Genomic DNA, 18574 nt, shown 5'->3' with positions numbered 1-18574 from the left:
CCTCGAGAATCAACATCGAGGTCTTTTTGTTATCTGATAATTAACCACTAAATGGTGGCATACTCGGTTCGACAGTGTGAACCTCGGCAACTTCTTGACCACCAAGCAATGAGACACAGGTAGACATTGGGGAAGCAAAAACACGTGACGTCATCACGTATTCTCCCTGATTAATAAAAAGCTCGAGCGATGAAGTATCAACAAAAGCACTGATCTCAATCTCCTGACACGCCAAAGGAAGTTGGCGAATGGTATCCGCAGAGCGATTAAGCGTATTAGTGCGATCTAAAACTAAACAGCGTGTTTGGCTACAGGCTTTTAACTGCACTCGATAGCCATCGCCTTCAAATAGGTTCAACGTTTGTCCCCATTTAAGCATCATACGAAGGACAAAACTTTGCGTACCAAGGTCGCACAATGACTCATTCAATGACAGTGTTCGCTGCTCACAAAGCAAAGCGTCTAACTCGCGAACTGGTCTCTGATATATACGCCCTTCGCGATACTCTAGCTCACGCAAGCACGTCAATTGATGAAGCCACCCTTCATCAACACTGGGGTGGTCGACATCATCAGGTAGCCCCATCCACGCACATAATACTCGACGTCCGTCGGGTGTTTGCATGGTCTGTGGCGCATAGAAATCAAACCCATGGTCAAGGGTTTGGAAATCACGAAGCGTCAGGTTGAACGGCTCGGATTGTAATGTCAGCTTAGCGATTCCATTGTGATGCTCTACGCTGTGGCATGCGTTAGGTGAGTCGATGCCTTGCGGACAAAACATCGCAAATTGCTGGCCATTGAGTTCAAATAGATCTGGGCATTCCCACATGTAGCCCAACTCCCCCAACTCCTCACCAAACAGACCAGAAAATTGCCAATTCAAGCGGTCACTTGAGTGATAAACGGCCAGACGCCCTTTAAGTTCGGTAGTCTGAGCCCCAAGAATCATCCACCATCGCCCGGCATATTCGATGACTTTTGGGTCACGAATATGCTCCGTTACGCCTTCTGGGAGTTCATGAATCACTGGGCCCAGTTTTTCAAATGCTCCCCCCTGTTTACTCACAGCAACGCATTGCGTTGTTTGGCGCACACGCTCGGCCCCTACCCGAGTATTGCCGGTATAGTAGGCATACAAGGTATCACCGTCACTGACAGCATGGCCAGAAAACACACCATGACTGTCAAACCAAGCGGAAGGTGTCAAAGCCACTGACTGCCATTGCCAGTCAATAAGGTTGTCACTGGTCAGTTGCACCCAGTGCTTATCTTTATGTTCACAACCATACGGGTACCACTGATAAAAAAGGTGATATTGGCCATTATGGTAAATAAATCCGTTGGGGTCATTGAGCAGCCCTTGTGGCGGGGAGACATGCCATGCAGGACGAAATACACTCGCTACTGGATTGCTCATCGTATTTGCGTCTTTCTTTTGGCGCTCCGCCAAACACTGACTGATCGCCATCGCTTGAGATGAAGTCATGTCATCAGTTCGCGCAAATACCCACTGACATTCACCGCCCACATTTTGGGATTGAATAAATAGCGGATGATTGGGCTCCGCTTGCGGATTGCTCAACGCCAAAATTAACTGCTCATCCGTAAAGAGCAGCCGCGTGACATTGCCAAAACCACCACAGAAAACAAAGAGATCGTGAATAGACATTGACTACAAACCTAAAACCGGGAACGATTGCAAAGATAACCAATTCCCTCAAACTCGACAAGACAAATCCTCAAAGAGAATGCTCGACTTGTCATAAATAATACAAAAATACCCTTAAACAACGGCTGGATATCAACGCCAAGGCGAAAGTATGGCGGTGCCATTACCCTATCACGCTTAACAAGTTTAAAGGCGGCTAAGTAAAACCGTTATTGAGATAGAGTGCACCGTAACGCGCCAGCGCTCGGTGCACGTTCGTTCGATTAGAACCAAGTCTCCATTTGCAGAGCAAACAATGCTTCCCCGCCGTTACCCATCGTTGATGCATCGGACGCTAGGCTCACAGAGTAGTTATCAAGTGCTTCACTCCAATCCACGTAACTTACCGCAAAGCGCAGCTCTGGACGGTCAAAAAATCCGCCTACGGTGGACAGCTTGAGTGTCGGTGCGAGCGTGACTTTGTAAAATGAGCCTTTCGCTTGATCAGCCGTATTATCGAGATTCATGTATTGATACGAACCTTCGTAGACTATTTCAAAATTGGGATTAAATACCTGCGCAAGGCGAACGTTAGCAGAAACCCATTTAAACTGGTCGTTCTCTTTTACCCTATCTTCACTGACTTCAGCCATTAACGATGGTGCAATACGCCAGTTATCAGCAAAATTGGTGGCACCGTAGGTAAAGAAGCGTACTGCTTTTGCATCGTCATTGAGGTTGCCATTTGAGCCTATGCCTTTAAGCTCGCTGCCAAGCCCCACTCCAGATAAAACCCCTGTTTTTGAAAAGCCATCACTTAGGCCATAGAAGTTATCACCATGGTAGGCCAGCAGGGCATGTACCCCTTTTTCTGCACGTTGCGTTGGCGATGCGCTATCGGTAGTGCGATTGTCATTATCGACAGAATGCATACCGCTCAACATCAGTTGCCAAGCACCAAAACGATTATTGATGGTCGCAATATAGTTTTCAACATCCGTACTCGCGCTGTCGATAGTCCCAAAGTCTCGCCCGTAGATAGAGACATTGGCTTTCCAATTCTCACTCAGTTGAATATCGTAGATCCCGGCTCCGGTACCTGCTAAGAAAACAATATCTGAGTCAACAAAATGGATATCGAAATTGTCTCGGTCAAACCGTTTTCCAGCCCAAATACTGGCATGCTCAAATGCACCACTAAACCAGGTTAAATCTGAGAGCTCGGTATACAACTGACGTACATTAAGATCACTGTCATCTGGCGCCCAGTCATTATTCGTTTCAACACCGTCTGCGAGCATGATTTTAAAATAAGCTTTTGAACCGTTATCTGTGACGCGATTGTGGACTAGGTTTGCTTCCACATAATGATCATCTTCTAAACCTAAGCGCCCTACCGATGCACCTAGTGCCCCTGCCGCGCTCATGTACGCACCAGTGCCGGTGGCACCAGAAAACTCATCATTACTGAGTAGTCCTGAGCGAGCATAGCCATGAAACTCAAAATTTGCCGCTTGCTGCTGCGCAGCATCGGCTTGTTGTTCAGTTTCAGCCAAGCGTGATTCAAGTTGATTAATTCGCGCTTCCAAGTCAGCCATATTGGTATCCGCTAACGCACCACCAGACATAGCTAACACTAAGCTACACGCTAAATACATATTGCTTTTTTTCATTTTATTTCTCCACATTCATGTCGTTCATTGATTTCGGATTTGGGCAAACGGTCCCGAAATCGCATCAACGTGGATGCACTGGCATCACAGCCAATGTTGTTCTTGTCCACCAGCATGTACTTAGTGGCAACTGCGGCGACTATAAAACACATTTCGGGAACGTTACCAAAAAATCATCAAAGAATGGTAAGTGGCTCACGAATCACTCATGATTTGTGATAGTTAGAATTAAACGAGGTGCATAAAAAAGCCGCGAGTAATCGCGGCTAAACTAGAATGGCATGTGGGGTTGTTAGCACGTTTGCCGATCAACATTTTGAAAGTTGAGTACGACTTTGCTCATGACCTGATGTTCACCCTCGATAAGGCTCAAGAGAAGTTTTGCGCTACTTTCTCCTGCTTTATCAAAAGCATAACTAAATGTTGATAAACTCGGGGAAATGACAATACTCAATTCATCATTCCCCACGCCAAGCACTTTCACCTGGCTTCCCACCTCAACATTCAACTCTTTGAGAGCCTTGATAACCCCGATTGCGATCCTATCTGTGGCGCAGAAAATCCCATCAGTATGTGGATACTGTTGATACAGGCTCTTCATCTGCTGATAACCGGATTCAATGGAGAATTGCCCGTGGCTATGAAACACCAACGGTTCGAGCCCCTGAGCCTCGAGGTATTGACTCATGCCCTGAGAGCGCAATTTATCAACGGCAAGATCCGATTCATCCACACCAATAAAGCCAATCTGCTTACAGCCCTTCTCAGTCAATCTTCGCCCGGCTTCGTACCCAACACGAACATCATCATGCACCACACTTGGAATATTAAATAACGAACCATCTTGACCAACTAGCACCACAGGCACTTGGGAACGTTGGATTGCTTCCACCAATGCTTTATCGATATGCGTCGCATAAAAAATAATGCCTTCGACGCGTTTTTGATTAAAAAGCTGGATGAATTCAATCTCTTTGTGGCTATTCTGCTGAGTATTGGCCAGCAATACGTGCTTACCCGCTTTTTCAAAAACGGCCGTCAGCCCGTCGACGCCCAAAGCAGTGGCATAAGAAGAGACCCGAGGGACAATCACCCCCACCAAATTGGTTTTTCGTGATTTCAAATCCTTAGCAACTTGATTAACCACGTAACCACACTCTTCAACCGCTTGCATCACCTTTATCTTGGTGGCTTCTTTTACGCCATATTCATTGTTAATGACGCGAGAAACGGTGGATTTTGATACGCCAGCCAATCGAGCGACGTCATGCAGACTTGCCATGAACCCAACTTCCATTCTGTATTACGGGAAACGATCGCTAAACGCTATCAAACTGATGAAGAAAAGCTACTGTTTGATCAGATATTTATCAAATTCTCACTGATCAAGTTCACAGAAACTATGAATCTATTTTGACCTCAAGATGCAATTGAATAAAAATCCGCATTGCAAACGTTCCCGAAAATAAGCTCAACAGTCAATAACAACAATAACGCGAACACCTACGGGGTATGGAATGAATTATCCAATCATTGCAAAAGAACTGCTGGCGCTTATTGGCGGAAAAGAAAACCTCCAAGCTTTAGCGCACTGTGCCACTCGGCTTCGTCTTGCCTTAAAAGACGACAATCTTGTTGACCAACAAGCGATAGAAAACTTGGACGGAGTGAAAGGCCAATTTCAAGTCGCGGGACAATATCAAATTATTTTTGGCTCGAGCGTCGTCAATAAAGTTTATGCGGAAATGGTCAAATTGACCGGCATGGGTGAGATGTCGACAAACGATGTCGCACTTGCTGGCGCTGATAAACAGAATATCGTCCAAAAAGCGGTAAAAGGTTTATCAGACATTTTTGTTCCAATCATTCCAGCGATCGTTGCTGGAGGCTTACTGATGGGGCTATTCAACGTCTTGACCGCCAAAGGTCTGTTCATTGATGGTCAATCCCTCATTGAAGCGAATCCCGGTTTGGCGGATCTCGCCAGTATGATCAATACCTTTGCTAACGCTCCTTTTGTCTATCTGCCGGTATTATTGGCTTTCTCGGCCAGCAAAAAGTTTGGTGGCAACCCATTTTTAGGCGCTGCACTTGGTATGTTAATGGTTCATCCCGACCTGCTTAACGGCTGGGGCTTTGGCAGTGCCAGCGTAACGGGAACCGTACCAACTTGGAACATCTTTGGTTTTGAGATTGAAAAAGTCGGCTATCAAGGCTCGGTACTTCCTGTTCTTGTTAGCGCCTTCATTCTTGCTAAAGTCGAAAATGGGCTGCGTAAAATTGTTCCTGCGGTATTGGATAATCTACTGACCCCGATGCTCGCTATCTTTATTACCGGTTTTCTCACCTTTACTCTTGTGGGGCCCGCCACACGTGATGTTGGCTTCTTACTTGGAGACGGACTGAACTGGCTTTATGATTCTGCAGGCTTTGTTGGCGGCGCGATTTTTGGCTTTATGTATGCGCCGTTTGTTATCACCGGCATGCACCATAGTTTTATCGCCATTGAAACTCAACTTCTCGCGGATATTGCAACCACAGGTGGCACCTTTATTTTCCCAATTGCTGCGATGTCTAACGTTGCACAGGGGGCGGCTTCACTCGCCGTGGCCTTCACGACCAAAGATGTGAAATTAAAAGGTATCGCCCTCCCCTCTGGCATCACCGCATTACTTGGCATTACGGAGCCTGCCATGTTTGGTGTGAACTTAAAGCTTCGCTACCCATTTATTGCTGCGATCATTGGCGCGGCGATCGCCAGTGCGTTTATTACGTTATTCAACGTTAAAGCACAAGCGCTTGGTGCTGCTGGCCTACCCGGTATTATCTCAATTGCACCGAACAAAATTAGCTACTACGTCATCGGTATGCTTATCGCGTTCGTCGTCTCATTTGTGGTGACACTTGGCTTAAGCATGCGTAATCGCGGGATTAAAATCGCCAAACAAGCAACCGCGTAACCGCTTCCCCCTCACATCAAAACCGCTGTCTGATTTTGATGTTTAGCGCCCCATCGGGGCGCTTTTTTGTTCTCTGAATGTAGCCACTTTAATTGAATTACCTGCTAACTCGCTTTTGGATAATTCTAAGTTAGAGTTTCTATTAAATTAGCAAATTACGAATAAATTCAAGTATGGAAAGTTCACTGTACTTGATGTGAAAAATTAGCGGTACAAATTGCTTTGATCCGTACCGCTAGACACTAATCGATAATGAAATGAATATTAGAATTTCATAAAGTTAGTTAAATTCTTTTTTAAGCAGGTGGGAGTTACCCATGCCAGTATCTATCAAGCCGCTTACAAAATGCGTTTGGCATCGCTTTTACTCAGCCGTTTATGCCGATTTGAGTTTTTCGGAACAAGCTTGTCTGGGACTGATTTCCTTTCATTTATGAGATGTCGCACTGCCAGTATGGGGTGAGTGAATAACATCCAAGGGCCAGAGTAACGCATAACTAACCGCATCTGCACTTTTTCAGCGTTCTTATAACAATGTATCGGACACTTATTACAGGTTGGTTTACTCTCTCCATATGGGCAGCGATCCAATCGCATTTCAGCGTATTCTTTTAAGCTTTGACAAGTGTCACAGGCCTTATTCGTATTGTGATGGGCAGCACAATAAAGATCTATCATTTTAGAGACCATCTTGAACTCAGTGGCTAAGGCACCAACTAACAATTTTGAAGACATACGGTATACCTAAAAGTCATTTTGAAATCCTCATAGCCTATATCTCAATTAAAGTTTTCAATCTATGAATTTAGTTATCCGGGGTGGCCGTCTGCTCTTGGCTTTAAAAGCATGGTTCCGAATTTCAGGACAAATAAGCTAAATGCGAGTACCCAGAGGCCTCCGGCAATGTTTACCATCATCATAATATGCTGTGGCCAGAAGCTCACCCCAAAGCCCCGCACGATCGCTGCGAACACAATGGCAATAAAGGCAAGCCACATACTCGGACCTTGATAGATCATGCGACCAGTATGACCCATTGTCACACGACTAATCATCGATAAAATAAGCCCGCCTATCGTACCTATTGCAATGATATGCAGCATATTGTGCGATACATACAAACCATTAGAAATGAGATTTAATCCGACTAATCCTTTTATCGACAGCCCCACAGGAATACAAACATAAGTTAAATGCAGCGACCAGACTAGCGGTTCCTTTACCGTTTTCCATGGCTGCCAGCGCAACCAGCGAACCATTTGTGTAACCGCGGCGAATAACATAATCACAGGACTCATCTGTAGATTTGTTAGCGGAAAGAAGCTTAAAACAAACAATAAGGCTAACGGTACGTTGGCAATCGTGTCTAACCACAATAGCGGCGTTGGTTTTTCAAAGTTAAAACGACGAGCAGTAAAGAAAGGTATGACACGTCCCCCCATGATCGAAATAAGTAATACAAACCACCACAACATCGCTTGCCACACAGCATTAGATGGAAACGGAGGCATGCCTTTAATCGTCGCGTAACTCGCAAAGTTTGCTACGATAGCTAATACAAAAAATGGTAAAAAGATGAGATTACGATACCCCTTCGTTTTCATCACACGAAAAGAAATCTCATAGGCAACTAGCGCCAAAAATAGCGATTCAACGGAAGAAGTGATCCACAGAGGGGTATCAGTCCAAAATAACACTCTTGGCAATGTCCACAGCGTTACAATAACAGCCAACCATTTGTCTTTTGTGCCATTCACACCGGTCCAGTTTTGCACTGCTGTCAATAAGAATCCCGCCACAATAGCCATGGCGAAACCAAAGAACATTTCATGCACATGCCACCACAAGGCAGGGACTTTCAGTTGCGAAGGCTGACCATACTGAAACGCATAGACCCATATCCCTATCGCTATAATTGAATAAAAACCGCCAAACAAGAAAAATGGTCTGAACCCTAACCGTAAAATAGGCGTAATTCTTTCTTCCACAGATTTATCGGTGATATTGAGCATATTTAATCGAATCCTAATACTTCCAAATAACAACGCACTCGTTAAAGCACGAATCAAGCCAAATTTATATTATTGATTTTTAAACACTTTAAATTTATGCGCTTGACATCAATGTTGTATTAAATACATCATTCGACATTATCGTCGCTCAGGCTCAAAAAATGTTCTCTACAACTGTCAAACCTTCTATTGAACAATTGCTGCTCAATATCGCTCTGGAAATCAATATGGGCGAGCCATCAACGTTACATTATCAAAAGCTGATAGATGCGTTACCACAGTTATTACCTTGTGATGCGAGTGCTTTGTTTACCTTAGATAATGAACAACACTTAGTGCCCATCGCCATTAATGGATTATCTTCGGAAGTACTCGGTCGTCGATTCTTACCTGGTGAACACCCAAGGCTTGCAATGATTTTAGCCAATCGTAAACCTGTTCGATTTCCTGATAATTCTAGTTTGCCTGATCCGTTTGACGGGCTGTTAAGCGACGACCCTCACCACAATATTGATGTGCATTCTTGTATGGGCTGTAGCCTGTATGTGGGAGAAACATTAGTGGGAGCGCTAACGCTCGATGCAGCCCAGACAGGAGCGTTTGATAATATTCCGGACAAAACGATCGAAACCTTCGCCGCACTTGCGGCTGGGATTATTAGAAATATCAGTCTGTTTGAAGCGTTAAACAAAGCCAATCGACAACAACATTCGGTAAACCAGCTACTCATTGATGAAGCACGAAGTAAAGGAGGAAAACTCGTAGGAATTAGCCCTCAAATGAAAAAGCTCACCGCCAACATTGAAATGGTCGCGCACTCCAACTTTGCGGTGTTAATCAGTGGAGAGACAGGTACGGGTAAGGAAGTGGTTGCCCATCAAGTTCATGCTCAAAGCCTACGAAGTGACAAGCCTATGGTCTATGTCAATTGCGCTGCCCTGCCGGAATCCATTGCAGAAAGTGAACTATTTGGTCACGTAAAAGGCGCATTTACCGGTGCAAATACGGCGCGCGCAGGTAAATTCGAACTGGCCGACAGGGGGACTATTTTTCTTGACGAAATAGGTGAGTTACCCTTGCTGTTGCAAGCGAAATTGTTGCGAGTCATTCAGCAAGGCGAAGTGCAACGAGTAGGTGCTGATAAGAATCATCTTGTTGATGTGCGGATTATTGCAGCAACCAATAGAGATCTAAATGAAGAAGTCACTGAAGGCCGCTTTCGTGCAGACTTGTTTCACCGTTTAAACGTGTTTCCTATCCATGTCCCGCCACTTCGTACCCGAGAAGGGGATATTCCTATTTTGGTCGGCTACATTCTCGATAATATTCGCCATCAATTCCACCTCAAAACGTTACATATACACGCTTCTGCCCTCCAGTTGTTAGAAACACAACCGTGGCTAGGTAATGTCCGTGAACTAGAACATGTGTTAATGCGTGCCGGTTTACACGCTATGAAAACACATTCAGAGTTGATTGAGCCAGTGCACTTTATGAATGACTTTGATTTGTCCGAATATTCAAAAAATCAACAGGAACAAAGCCGTAACCCAAGCCTGTTACCTAACACTTCCGTTCCAATGCGCGATGCAGTCGAAATGTTTCAGAAACAATTAATTGAGCATGCATTGCACCTTAACAACGGAGTGTGGGCGCAAGCTGCGGCATTCCTGCAAATGGACAGAGGCAACCTATTTAAAATGGGTAAAAAACTAGGTGTGAAAGTAAACGAGGTTCGCTGACAAAATTGGCCGATGTAAATAACACATCACCTCGTGTGATTTTGACAACGCAACAGAGGAGTAAAATACAAACAAATCATTTTAAATCAATAAGATAAAAACTGGCACGCTATCTGCTATCTCAGTGATGAATGTTAAAGGTCACCAGGCTGCTAACTAGCCTGGTTAACTTATTTTTTAATTATCACTGGAGCCCTATATGTTCTGTATTCAATGCGAACAAACAATTCAAACCCCAATAGCCAAAGGTTGCGCGTATACTCAAGGTATGTGTGGCAAAACAAGTGATGTCTCTGATCTACAGGACATTTTGGTATATACGCTACAGGGGGTTTCATTTTGGGCAGAACTGGCTCGCAACTATCAAATCATTGATACTGAAATTGACGAGTGGGCACCTAAAGCCTTCTTCGCGACTTTAACCAACGTGAATTTCGACGAAAACCGTATCATAGAGTTCGCTGACCAGGCTTATCAGTATAAACAACGTCTAGAATCACAAGTCCGCACCGCGGCTACATTAGCAAATGACACAATCCCTGCACTTTCACCGGCAGCTCAATTTGAACTTCCTACAGGACGTGAGGAGCTATTAAAGTTTGCACCACTGGCCGCTGTTAACCGTGGACATGAGACGGTTGATCCCGATGTCATGGGCTTACGCTTACTTTGCTTATACGGTCTTAAGGGCGCAGCGGCTTATCTGGAGCACGCTAGAGTACTGGGTCAAAGTGACGTTGAAGTACATTCTGAATACCATCAAATAATGGCCTGGCTGGGTACAGAGCCACAAGATCTCAATGAACTGCTCAACTGCTCTATGCAAATTGGTCTGATGAACTACAAAATTATGGCCATGCTGGATAAAGGTGAAACAGACACATTTGGTCATCCTTCTCCGACTCAGGTCAATGTAAAAACCAAAAAAGGTAAGTGTATTCTCGTTTCGGGCCATGACCTCCATGATTTAGAAAAAATATTGCAGCAAACACAAGGTACTGGCATTAACGTCTATACCAACGGAGAAATGTTACCAGCTCACGGTTATCCGGAACTCAACAAGTACCCGCACCTGGCCGGTAATTACGGCAGCGCCTGGCAAAATCAGCAAAAAGAATTTGCTAACTTCCCTGGTGCAATTGTGATGACGTCTAACTGTCTGCTCAACCCTGAAGTCGGTCAATATTCTGACCGTATTTTCACTCGTAGTATTGTAGGGTGGCCTGGAGTCACCCATTTGGAAGGTGATGATTTTTCTGACGTTATTGATTGTGCACTAGCTCAGGATGGGTTCCAGTATGATGAAATTGAACAGATGATCACTGTTGGCTTCGGGCGTAATGCTTTGATGGAAGCAGCCCCAGCCGTGATTGAGCAAATTAAACAAGGCAATATCAGCCACTTCTTCTTAGTGGGCGGTTGTGATGGTGACAAGGCTGAACGCAACTACTACAACGAGTTTACCAAACAAACACCAGAAGATAGTCTGATCTTAACCCTAGCCTGTGGCAAATTCCGCTTTAACAAAGAACAACACGGAGAGATCAACGGTATTCCGCGCTTACTCGATGTGGGTCAATGTAACGATTCTTACTCCGCGATTCAGTTGGCTTTAGCGCTTGCTGATGAGTTTGATTGTGGCGTCAATGATTTACCGTTAACTCTCGTTTTATCTTGGTTTGAACAAAAAGCGATTGTTATTTTACTGACGCTATTAGCGTTAGGCGTAAAAGGCATTTACACCGGACCAACTCAGCCAGCTTTCCTTACTGACAACTTAATGGCGATTATACAGGATAAATTTGACCTACGTTCCATTTCAACTGTCGAACAAGACCTCAAACAAATTCTAGACGAAAAATCAGCAGCTTAAATTAACTCAAATTTGGTGGGGTTTCCGCCCCACCCGCGATTCGAAACGAGAATATAATGAAACAATTTCAATGGCCTGAAAGCGGCTCAGTACGTTTGCGCTGCAACAACATATGGCAGGAAACACCGGATTGCATAAGCTTCACTTTGACCAGCAAAGATCAAGCGAGCACCTTTCAGTTTATTCCGGGGCAGTTCGTTACTTTAGGTGTAGAAATCGATGGTAGTTTGGTGCACCGTGCATACTCGTTAAGCTCCCTACCCAATCAAACTGAAATGCAGTTCACCGTGAAAAGAGTGACTGATGGGCTGGTCTCGAATTACCTCAATCATCATTTACAAATTGGGCAAGAAGTAGAAGTTCTTCAACCAGCAGGTCAATTCCATATAGAACAACCTCATAATAACAAAGTATTATTGCTCAGTGCTGGCTGCGGTATCACCCCTGTCATGTCGATGGCGCGAACGCTATTAGCTGACAAACGGGATCAAACCGATATTCATTTTATCCATGCGGCTACCTGCGCGGAACAAATAATTTATCACTCTGAACTGCTGGATATGAAAAAACAACACCAGCGCTTTAAGCTTGATATCATGCTGGAAGATGCAACCGATACGGAATATATGGAAGGTCGTTTAACTCAGGCTACCCTGGAAAACTACTGTCCTGATATACGTCAGCGAAGCGCTTTCCTATGCGGCCCCGTAGCATTTATGCAATCCATGAAAGAGTATCTAGACGCACTTGGTATGGATATGACTCAGTTTTACCAGGAAAGCTTTACACCATCAGAGCCGCCTCAACCCGATAACGCATATTCAGCGTCGAAAGCAGATGCATTGGCTCAAGCGACCGTATTTGTGCCTTCTTTTGGTACTCAAACCCAAATCTCAACGGGAAGCTTACTGATTGATGCTCTGGAAAGTGCCAAAGTTCCAGTCATTGCAGCTTGCCGAAGTGGAATTTGTGGTTCTTGTAAATGTAAAGTTACCAAAGGAGAAATAACACGAACCAGTACAGAGGCCTTAACAGAACAAGAAATCGCAGATGGATTCGTACTCGCATGCTCGTGCCAGATCCATTCAGATATAGAAGTCTCACTCTCCTAAATGTAGCCTGCTTTCTGCTACAACAGCGCTTCTCCTTGTTCTAAACAAGGAGAAGAAGCCACTTTCTTCTTTAAAACTTACACAGCGTTATAAAATGGATACTATAAATGTGCCCATTTTTTCTACGTCCCGTCAGCAAACCTCTGGACATAACCGTGTTACCTGTCTTGCTAAATTAGCGGGTAATGGATTAGTGAAAGAATGGAAAACCTTTACTAAATAGACGACCAATCAGGTGATGCCGCCATCTCTTCAGCCAGAAAATCAATAAAGCCTCGTTGAAGCGGTGTCACTTGTTTACGATTGGCATACACCACATATACTCCTAAGGCCTTCGGCTCCCATTCGGTTAGCAGCTCAACCAGCTGACCACTTTCTATCAGAGGTTTAGCTGCAGCGACTGGCTGTAAACTGATTCCATGTCCCTTTGTTGTCGCTGCCAACAATACTTCAGATAAGTTCGAACTAACATTGCCTGATATTGCGACGGATTCAGGACCGTTCGGACCATCAAAAACCCATGCTGCTTTTCCATAGTAGGCAAAAGATAAACAGTTAAAGTAAGCCAGTGATTGGACATCGGCAGGCTTACCTCTTCTCTTGATATAGTCAGGTGCCGCACAAACAACCGAACGGCATTCTCCAATACGCTTTGCTACGACATTTGGCTCTAGGTCATTAGTAATACGAATTGCCAGATCAATTCGCGACTCAACCAAATTGACAGGGTCGTCAGTGGTAAGAATATCAATAGAAGCCTGAGGCCAGTTCTCTATAAACTTACCAACTGCATCAATAAGAAAACTTTCCACAAGAGACAAACTGGTTGTCAGCCTTAGTTGACCTTTTAACTCCGTAGAATTCTGACTACGAATATGTTCAAGAGATTCTGTCATTCCTAAAAGCTGATGAGCAACATTTAAAGTTTGCTCTCCAGCGGAGGTCAGGCTCAGGCGCCGGGTTGTTCGGTGTAAAAGCCGCGTATCCATCCAGGTTTCGAGTTCAGCAAGGTAACGAGATACTTTCGCCCGGGAAATGTCTAATTTGTCAGCTGCCCCGCTTAAACTTCCCTGCTCAACAATCGTTGAAAATACACTGAGGGCGGTAAGCCTATCCATATCCACTACCTTATTAGACCGAAAAGTGAAACAGTAATAATCAAATTATAGGGTATTTGCGTTAATTATAAACCAATATAATCGTCTCCATTGAACAAACACGCGCATTACGTGCTTTCGTTAAACAACACAAGTAAAGGTCACCTATGAAAAAACTAACAACAACTCTTACTGCCGGCGCACTACTTCTATCCGGGCAGGCTCTGGCGTCAGATCTAACGTTGCAACAATACAAACCAGGCGAAGACGCGATCTTCCCAGTCACATCTACATTGGTAAGCGGCCAGAAAGATGCGATTTTATTTGATGCTCAATTTAGCCTTAGCGACGGCCAGGCTCTGGTTAATATGATTAAAGAAAGTCACAAAGAACTAACCATGATTTACATCACGGCTGGTGACCCAGACTACTACTTCGGCCTGCAACCACTATTAAAAGCATTCCCGGATGTTAAAGTGGTTTCAAGCCCTTCAATTGTTGAACACATTAAGGACACCAAAGACGCGAAACTAGAACACTGGGGATCAATCCTCGGTGACGATGTCCCGACAGAACTGTTCGTTCCTCAGCCATCTGAGCAAACAACATTCTCACTTGAAGGCCACGATATCGAAGTTAAAGAAATGGGCACATACCAGGCTTATATGTGGATTCCATCACTAAAAACTGTCTTTGGTGGTGTGTCACTAACCTCTGGCATGCATGTTTGGACTGCAGATACACAAACAGTACAGGCTCGTGGTGCCTGGGTTCAGTCACTGGAGAACATGAAATCGCTTAACCCTGAACTGGTTATTCCTGCTCACTACTTAGGTGATGCACCTGAGAAAGATGAAGCGATTGATTTTACAATCGAGTACCTGAAAACATTCGAAGCTGCATTATCTGAAGCGGACCAACTTGAAAGCAAAAAATCAGAAAAAGTCATTTCTATTATGAAAGAGGCTTACCCAGAGCTACCAGGTGAAAGCGACTTAGAACTTGGCAGCCAGGTAAACACTGGCGAAATGGAATGGTAATTAGCCATTAATTAGCACTTAAGAGTCAGTCAAAAACTGGCTGGTTCTCTTAAGGAGAGATGTACTATGAATCCCCAATTAACTCAATTATCAGGGCTGAGATTCCAAATCGACTACCCTCACTTTTCATTTGAAAACCAATATCTGGATGAAAAGACGATTGTATGGAAATTGTTCAACGGTCCATCAATGACAGGTATAGCCGCCGGAGAAGAAGTGACCGAGCAGGCAACAGTTATAAACTTAGCCGTGAATCAATTCCTTGTCAGTTGGGTAGAAGAGAGTGGTTTAGGTGTCACGCAACATCTTAACTTCAGCTCAGGTCAAATCCATTCTCTGATCCGTGATGATAAAAACATCATCGCCGAAACAGGCAAGTTAACCATTCTGAATTGAACCAAACAACAAAGCAGGTTAAAAATGACGCATATCCACTACCGTAAGGCCGTTCAGCAAGACTTCGAGACGATTGCCGGTATATTCGCCGCCAATATGGACCTTAGTGTATTCACTTCAGTAAGAGACGCAGACGCTCTTCAACACCTGGCAACCATTTTTGTTGCCGGTGATTTTATGCGCAGTACTTTTATTGAAATAGCAGAACACGACGGAAAAATATGCGGCGTCATCTTAGGTTCAACCAGATTGACTCGAGAGAAGGCGGTAGAATTTGACTACAAAGGGGTTGTCAAACAAGCTAAAGCGGCATTACAAACAACGGCTGACGGCCAACAAGTGCTTAGAGAACTGAAGCAACAACAAAAATCGTTTGGTCAGATGCCGGAACATGATTGTGACAGTGAGCTATTGTTTTTCTGTGTCGACAACAATTATCGTCGTCACCAAATTGGGACCACCTTAGTCAATGCATTTGAGCATTATTTATCAAACATGAATTCGAAAGGCTACTCATTGCACACGGACAATAAATGCAGCTATCAATACTACGAAAAAAATGGATATCAACGTATTGATAACCGCACTAACAGTTATGATCCTCAGGTGGAACACTACACCTACATCAAAACTCTCGTTTAGAACCTGCAACCGGATATGGACGAAATCAAGAACATAACCCTGGTTATTTATCTGTATCCAAAACAAATCAGGAATTTATTATATGACAAGTAAAACTCACTCATCCCACCCCGTGAGTATATTGCTGGTTACACTGTTGGCTTTACTAACAGCGTTAGATGCTATGGCTATTGATCTGTATTTACCCGCAATGCCAACTATTGCAGAAGCGCTACAAGTGTCGCCAGGTGAAGTCCAGCAGACACTGGCTGTCTTTTTAGCCGGTTTGGCGATTGGACAAGGTATCTATGGGCCTTTGCTCGACAGATTCGGCCGTAGAAGCCCATTGTTGATTGGTGTCGGCATTTTTGTTGCTGGTTCTGTTATCGCAGCTCTTTCACCATCGATAGAATGGCTTCTAGTTGCCCGCTTTGTTCAAGCACTAGGTGCAGCGGCAGGCCTGGTCGCACCGAGAGCGATTATTGATGATCTATATGAGTTAGAAGATTCGGCACGTATGCAATCCATTCTAATGCAAGTAATGATGGTTGCGCCTATCGCAGCCCCAATTCTCGGTGGGGTACTACTTCTTCACTGGCAATGGAGTAGTATTTTCTGGGTAATGGCAATACTTGGGTTGCTTGGTTTAGTATGGGGAGCTAAAACGGTACCAAACTCTCAACCGGTAGAAGAACGAGTATCACTGAGTATAAAAGCAATAATCCATGGCTATGGCGGGTTACTTCTACAACCACGATTTGTCCTTTATACAATCGCAAGTGGTTTAGTACTTGGATCCTTTTTCTCTTATATCAGTGGCTCTTCTTTTGTCTTCATTGAATACTTTAAATTAAGTGCAACGCAGTACAGTCAAATATTTGCCGCCAACTCTGTTGGGCTTGTTATCGGTGGTGCAATCAGCAATCAACTGATCAAGCGTGGTTTATCAACCCACAAAATTATGATACTTGGTACTCTCGGTTATACACTGTTCGCTGACGTATTGCTGGTTGTCGTTGAGTTTTCTCTCTCTTCACTGCTCAGTTATGCTGCGTTACTCAGTTTAACTATTGCGTGTTTAGGTCTTGTATTCGGCAACTTAGTCGCCTTAACCATGAATGCTTCAACATCACCGGCTGGTGTGACGTCTGCGATGATGGGTATGGCACAATACCTTCTATCTGCCGTTATCGGATTTATGGTTAGCCTGACACCAACCAGTATTGTTCAGCTTCCAGCGACAATTGCAATTTGTGGAGCGATAACCATCCTACTTTGTATCATTGCATCAAACCTCAGACCACAACCTTCCAATTTAAGAACAATACAGGGTTGAATTTAAATAAAGTTAGATACTTTCAAATCAAGTAAGGCGAGGGTCAACTCGCCTTATATTGAGCATTAGATAAATTTAGTCAAATAATGTTTGACCCCGTTCTAGAGAAACAGCCATAAACACGGAATGGGGCACTTTTGAGTTACGAAGTGCCAACTGTAAAGGTTCTGGACAAATGTGAGTTACGCGTAATCTGGAAAGTAACTAATATCAGATGAGTAAGACTATCTTAAAACCCTGAACGCCTTTATGTCCATGATCGGGTTTGAATATTCTTACCGCTAATTAGGTAGTAATGGTTAAACCACACGAGTCAAACTACCACGCGAATAGATAATTCTGTATTAAAGCCTATTAAATGAACTGAGTTTTGGGAAAAACGAAGACGTTATTATTTTTTACTCTCATCCAAATTTATTTGTGACATCCTTTTGCGAAGGTCTTTATTTAGATTATTCAGCGCATAGGGCTTCATTGTTTTCCACTTCTGGCATTCTTCTCGAGTTCTACCACACCCTGTGCACCACCCTTTCGGACCAGAGAAATCACACACATCGATACATGGACTTTTTGGTTTTTTCATCGCTTTTTCTCAACGTTATTGGCTAACAAAACACGCATTCACAACTCAAGCAAAAGCTTGTCGATGCTTGATTCAAGTGCGCGCAGGCGATTGAGCTCCTCGTATAAACGCTGCTCTAAGTTTTTAAAATTGAGCGGCAAAGTCCGCTGGCATATGCCATAACTGCTATCCAACATTTTATACCCTTTCCAGCCATTGATACGCTCAGATTCTAAGCTCAGCAACTGGCGAATAAATTGTGCTTGCTCGGGGCAATCTTCTTCGGCATGGACGCACACAGGGAAAGAGTTGCTTTTAATCTGGGGGGCTTCAATAAATGTTTCAAAATGAACGCCCCCTTGATTGTGATTAAACCAATTGTGCTTATAAAGCTGAAGGTAGTTGCCTCGATTATAGATTTCCCAGTCGTCATCAAACCAACTCGCTTGTTTGAGCATTTTCTCTAGGTTACGGAACACACCTTTTACATCTTTCATGA

Annotated in this window: 16 protein-coding genes; 8 read left to right on the top strand and 8 right to left on the bottom strand. The window is 44.1% G+C overall.

Going from position 1 to position 18574, the window contains the following annotated elements; translation table 11 throughout:
* Positions 1–40: 40 nt before the first annotated feature.
* The 3 genes from ACFFUV_RS03380 to ACFFUV_RS03370 all read right to left on the bottom strand — a co-directional run bounded on the left by ACFFUV_RS03380 (position 41) and on the right by ACFFUV_RS03370 (position 4606).
* Positions 41–1672: a glycoside hydrolase family 32 protein gene (locus ACFFUV_RS03380; protein ID WP_390189676.1), complete on the bottom strand. Its 1632-nt coding sequence runs from the start codon at positions 1670–1672 to the stop codon at positions 41–43.
* A gap of 263 nt (positions 1673–1935) precedes the next feature.
* Entirely contained in the window at positions 1936–3279 is a 1344-nt protein-coding gene (locus ACFFUV_RS03375; RefSeq protein ID WP_390191818.1) for a carbohydrate porin, read from the bottom strand.
* A gap of 337 nt (positions 3280–3616) precedes the next feature.
* On the bottom strand, positions 3617–4606 hold the full coding sequence (locus ACFFUV_RS03370; RefSeq protein WP_390189674.1) for a LacI family DNA-binding transcriptional regulator: 990 nt from the start codon (positions 4604–4606) through the stop codon (positions 3617–3619).
* A gap of 235 nt (positions 4607–4841) precedes the next feature.
* On the opposite strand from ACFFUV_RS03370, the gene ACFFUV_RS03365 reads away from it, so the two are divergent.
* Positions 4842–6284, top strand: a complete 1443-nt coding sequence (locus tag ACFFUV_RS03365; protein WP_390189673.1) for a sucrose-specific PTS transporter subunit IIBC — start codon at positions 4842–4844, stop codon at positions 6282–6284.
* Positions 6285–6623: 339 nt separating this feature from the next.
* On the opposite strand, the gene ACFFUV_RS03360 is transcribed toward ACFFUV_RS03365, so the two are convergent.
* Positions 6624–7019 (bottom strand): nitrous oxide-stimulated promoter family protein, encoded by a 396-nt coding sequence (locus tag ACFFUV_RS03360; protein ID WP_390189671.1) that lies wholly within the window; start codon positions 7017–7019, stop codon positions 6624–6626.
* Positions 7020–7093: 74 nt separating this feature from the next.
* Positions 7094–8296 (bottom strand): NnrS family protein, encoded by a 1203-nt coding sequence (locus tag ACFFUV_RS03355; protein WP_390189670.1) that lies wholly within the window; start codon positions 8294–8296, stop codon positions 7094–7096.
* A 161-nt stretch (positions 8297–8457) separates the two neighbouring features.
* On the opposite strand from ACFFUV_RS03355, the gene norR reads away from it, so the two are divergent.
* The 3 genes from norR to ACFFUV_RS03340 all read left to right on the top strand — a co-directional run bounded on the left by norR (position 8458) and on the right by ACFFUV_RS03340 (position 13023).
* Positions 8458–10038 carry a nitric oxide reductase transcriptional regulator NorR gene (norR, locus tag ACFFUV_RS03350; protein ID WP_390189668.1) on the top strand — a complete coding sequence of 527 codons (1581 nt, stop codon included), beginning with the start codon at positions 8458–8460 and terminating at the stop codon, positions 10036–10038.
* Between the two features lie 199 nt (positions 10039–10237).
* A complete protein-coding gene (gene hcp / locus ACFFUV_RS03345; RefSeq protein ID WP_390189667.1) occupies positions 10238–11911 on the top strand; it encodes a hydroxylamine reductase in 1674 nt (557 codons plus the stop codon).
* Between the two features lie 56 nt (positions 11912–11967).
* Complete coding sequence (locus ACFFUV_RS03340) at positions 11968–13023, top strand: FAD-binding oxidoreductase (RefSeq protein ID WP_390189665.1); 1056 nt, start codon at positions 11968–11970, stop codon at positions 13021–13023.
* Between the two features lie 215 nt (positions 13024–13238).
* On the opposite strand, the gene ACFFUV_RS03335 is transcribed toward ACFFUV_RS03340, so the two are convergent.
* Positions 13239–14141: a LysR family transcriptional regulator gene (locus ACFFUV_RS03335; protein WP_390189663.1), complete on the bottom strand. Its 903-nt coding sequence runs from the start codon at positions 14139–14141 to the stop codon at positions 13239–13241.
* A 146-nt stretch (positions 14142–14287) separates the two neighbouring features.
* Here ACFFUV_RS03335 and ACFFUV_RS03330 point away from each other — a divergent pair, with 146 nt between their 5' ends.
* The 4 genes from ACFFUV_RS03330 (at position 14288) to ACFFUV_RS03315 (ending at position 17513) form a co-directional block, all read left to right on the top strand.
* Positions 14288–15160: an MBL fold metallo-hydrolase gene (locus ACFFUV_RS03330; protein ID WP_390189662.1), complete on the top strand. Its 873-nt coding sequence runs from the start codon at positions 14288–14290 to the stop codon at positions 15158–15160.
* A 66-nt stretch (positions 15161–15226) separates the two neighbouring features.
* A complete protein-coding gene (locus ACFFUV_RS03325) occupies positions 15227–15556 on the top strand; it encodes a MoaF-related domain-containing protein (protein WP_390189660.1) in 330 nt (109 codons plus the stop codon).
* 24 nt (positions 15557–15580) lie between these two features.
* Complete coding sequence (locus ACFFUV_RS03320) at positions 15581–16198, top strand: GNAT family N-acetyltransferase (protein ID WP_390189659.1); 618 nt, start codon at positions 15581–15583, stop codon at positions 16196–16198.
* Positions 16199–16280: 82 nt separating this feature from the next.
* Positions 16281–17513: a multidrug effflux MFS transporter gene (locus tag ACFFUV_RS03315; protein WP_390189657.1), complete on the top strand. Its 1233-nt coding sequence runs from the start codon at positions 16281–16283 to the stop codon at positions 17511–17513.
* A gap of 391 nt (positions 17514–17904) precedes the next feature.
* Here the strand turns inward: ACFFUV_RS03315 and ACFFUV_RS03310 are convergent, their stop codons facing one another.
* Positions 17905–18096 (bottom strand): DUF1289 domain-containing protein, encoded by a 192-nt coding sequence (locus ACFFUV_RS03310; RefSeq protein ID WP_390189656.1) that lies wholly within the window; start codon positions 18094–18096, stop codon positions 17905–17907.
* 38 nt (positions 18097–18134) lie between these two features.
* Complete coding sequence (locus tag ACFFUV_RS03305) at positions 18135–18572, bottom strand: hypothetical protein (protein ID WP_390189654.1); 438 nt, start codon at positions 18570–18572, stop codon at positions 18135–18137.
* Positions 18573–18574 lie beyond the last annotated feature (2 nt).

The sequence above is a fragment of the Vibrio olivae genome (assembly GCF_042428525.1).
GTDB lineage: Bacteria > Pseudomonadota > Gammaproteobacteria > Enterobacterales > Vibrionaceae > Vibrio > Vibrio olivae.
This window is presented reverse-complemented; position numbering and strand designations above follow the sequence as displayed.

What these genes read in the sequence shown, in the direction of transcription:
- ACFFUV_RS03380 (WP_390189676.1), bottom strand. Translation starts at nt 1,672, where the DNA reads ATGTCTATTCACGATCTCTTTGTTTTCTGTGGTGGTTTTGGCAATGTC.
- ACFFUV_RS03375 (WP_390191818.1), bottom strand. Translation starts at nt 3,279, where the DNA reads ATGTCTGGTGGTGCGTTAGCGGATACCAATATGGCTGACTTGGAAGCG.
- ACFFUV_RS03370 (WP_390189674.1), bottom strand. Translation starts at nt 4,606, where the DNA reads ATGGCAAGTCTGCATGACGTCGCTCGATTGGCTGGCGTATCAAAATCC.
- ACFFUV_RS03365 (WP_390189673.1), top strand. Translation starts at nt 4,842, where the DNA reads ATGAATTATCCAATCATTGCAAAAGAACTGCTGGCGCTTATTGGCGGA.
- ACFFUV_RS03360 (WP_390189671.1), bottom strand. Translation starts at nt 7,019, where the DNA reads ATGTCTTCAAAATTGTTAGTTGGTGCCTTAGCCACTGAGTTCAAGATG.
- ACFFUV_RS03355 (WP_390189670.1), bottom strand. Translation starts at nt 8,296, where the DNA reads ATGCTCAATATCACCGATAAATCTGTGGAAGAAAGAATTACGCCTATT.
- norR (WP_390189668.1), top strand. Translation starts at nt 8,458, where the DNA reads ATGTTCTCTACAACTGTCAAACCTTCTATTGAACAATTGCTGCTCAAT.
- hcp (WP_390189667.1), top strand. Translation starts at nt 10,238, where the DNA reads ATGTTCTGTATTCAATGCGAACAAACAATTCAAACCCCAATAGCCAAA.
- ACFFUV_RS03340 (WP_390189665.1), top strand. Translation starts at nt 11,968, where the DNA reads ATGAAACAATTTCAATGGCCTGAAAGCGGCTCAGTACGTTTGCGCTGC.
- ACFFUV_RS03335 (WP_390189663.1), bottom strand. Translation starts at nt 14,141, where the DNA reads ATGGATAGGCTTACCGCCCTCAGTGTATTTTCAACGATTGTTGAGCAG.
- ACFFUV_RS03330 (WP_390189662.1), top strand. Translation starts at nt 14,288, where the DNA reads ATGAAAAAACTAACAACAACTCTTACTGCCGGCGCACTACTTCTATCC.
- ACFFUV_RS03325 (WP_390189660.1), top strand. Translation starts at nt 15,227, where the DNA reads ATGAATCCCCAATTAACTCAATTATCAGGGCTGAGATTCCAAATCGAC.
- ACFFUV_RS03320 (WP_390189659.1), top strand. Translation starts at nt 15,581, where the DNA reads ATGACGCATATCCACTACCGTAAGGCCGTTCAGCAAGACTTCGAGACG.
- ACFFUV_RS03315 (WP_390189657.1), top strand. Translation starts at nt 16,281, where the DNA reads ATGACAAGTAAAACTCACTCATCCCACCCCGTGAGTATATTGCTGGTT.
- ACFFUV_RS03310 (WP_390189656.1), bottom strand. Translation starts at nt 18,096, where the DNA reads ATGAAAAAACCAAAAAGTCCATGTATCGATGTGTGTGATTTCTCTGGT.
- ACFFUV_RS03305 (WP_390189654.1), bottom strand. Translation starts at nt 18,572, where the DNA reads ATGAAAGATGTAAAAGGTGTGTTCCGTAACCTAGAGAAAATGCTCAAA.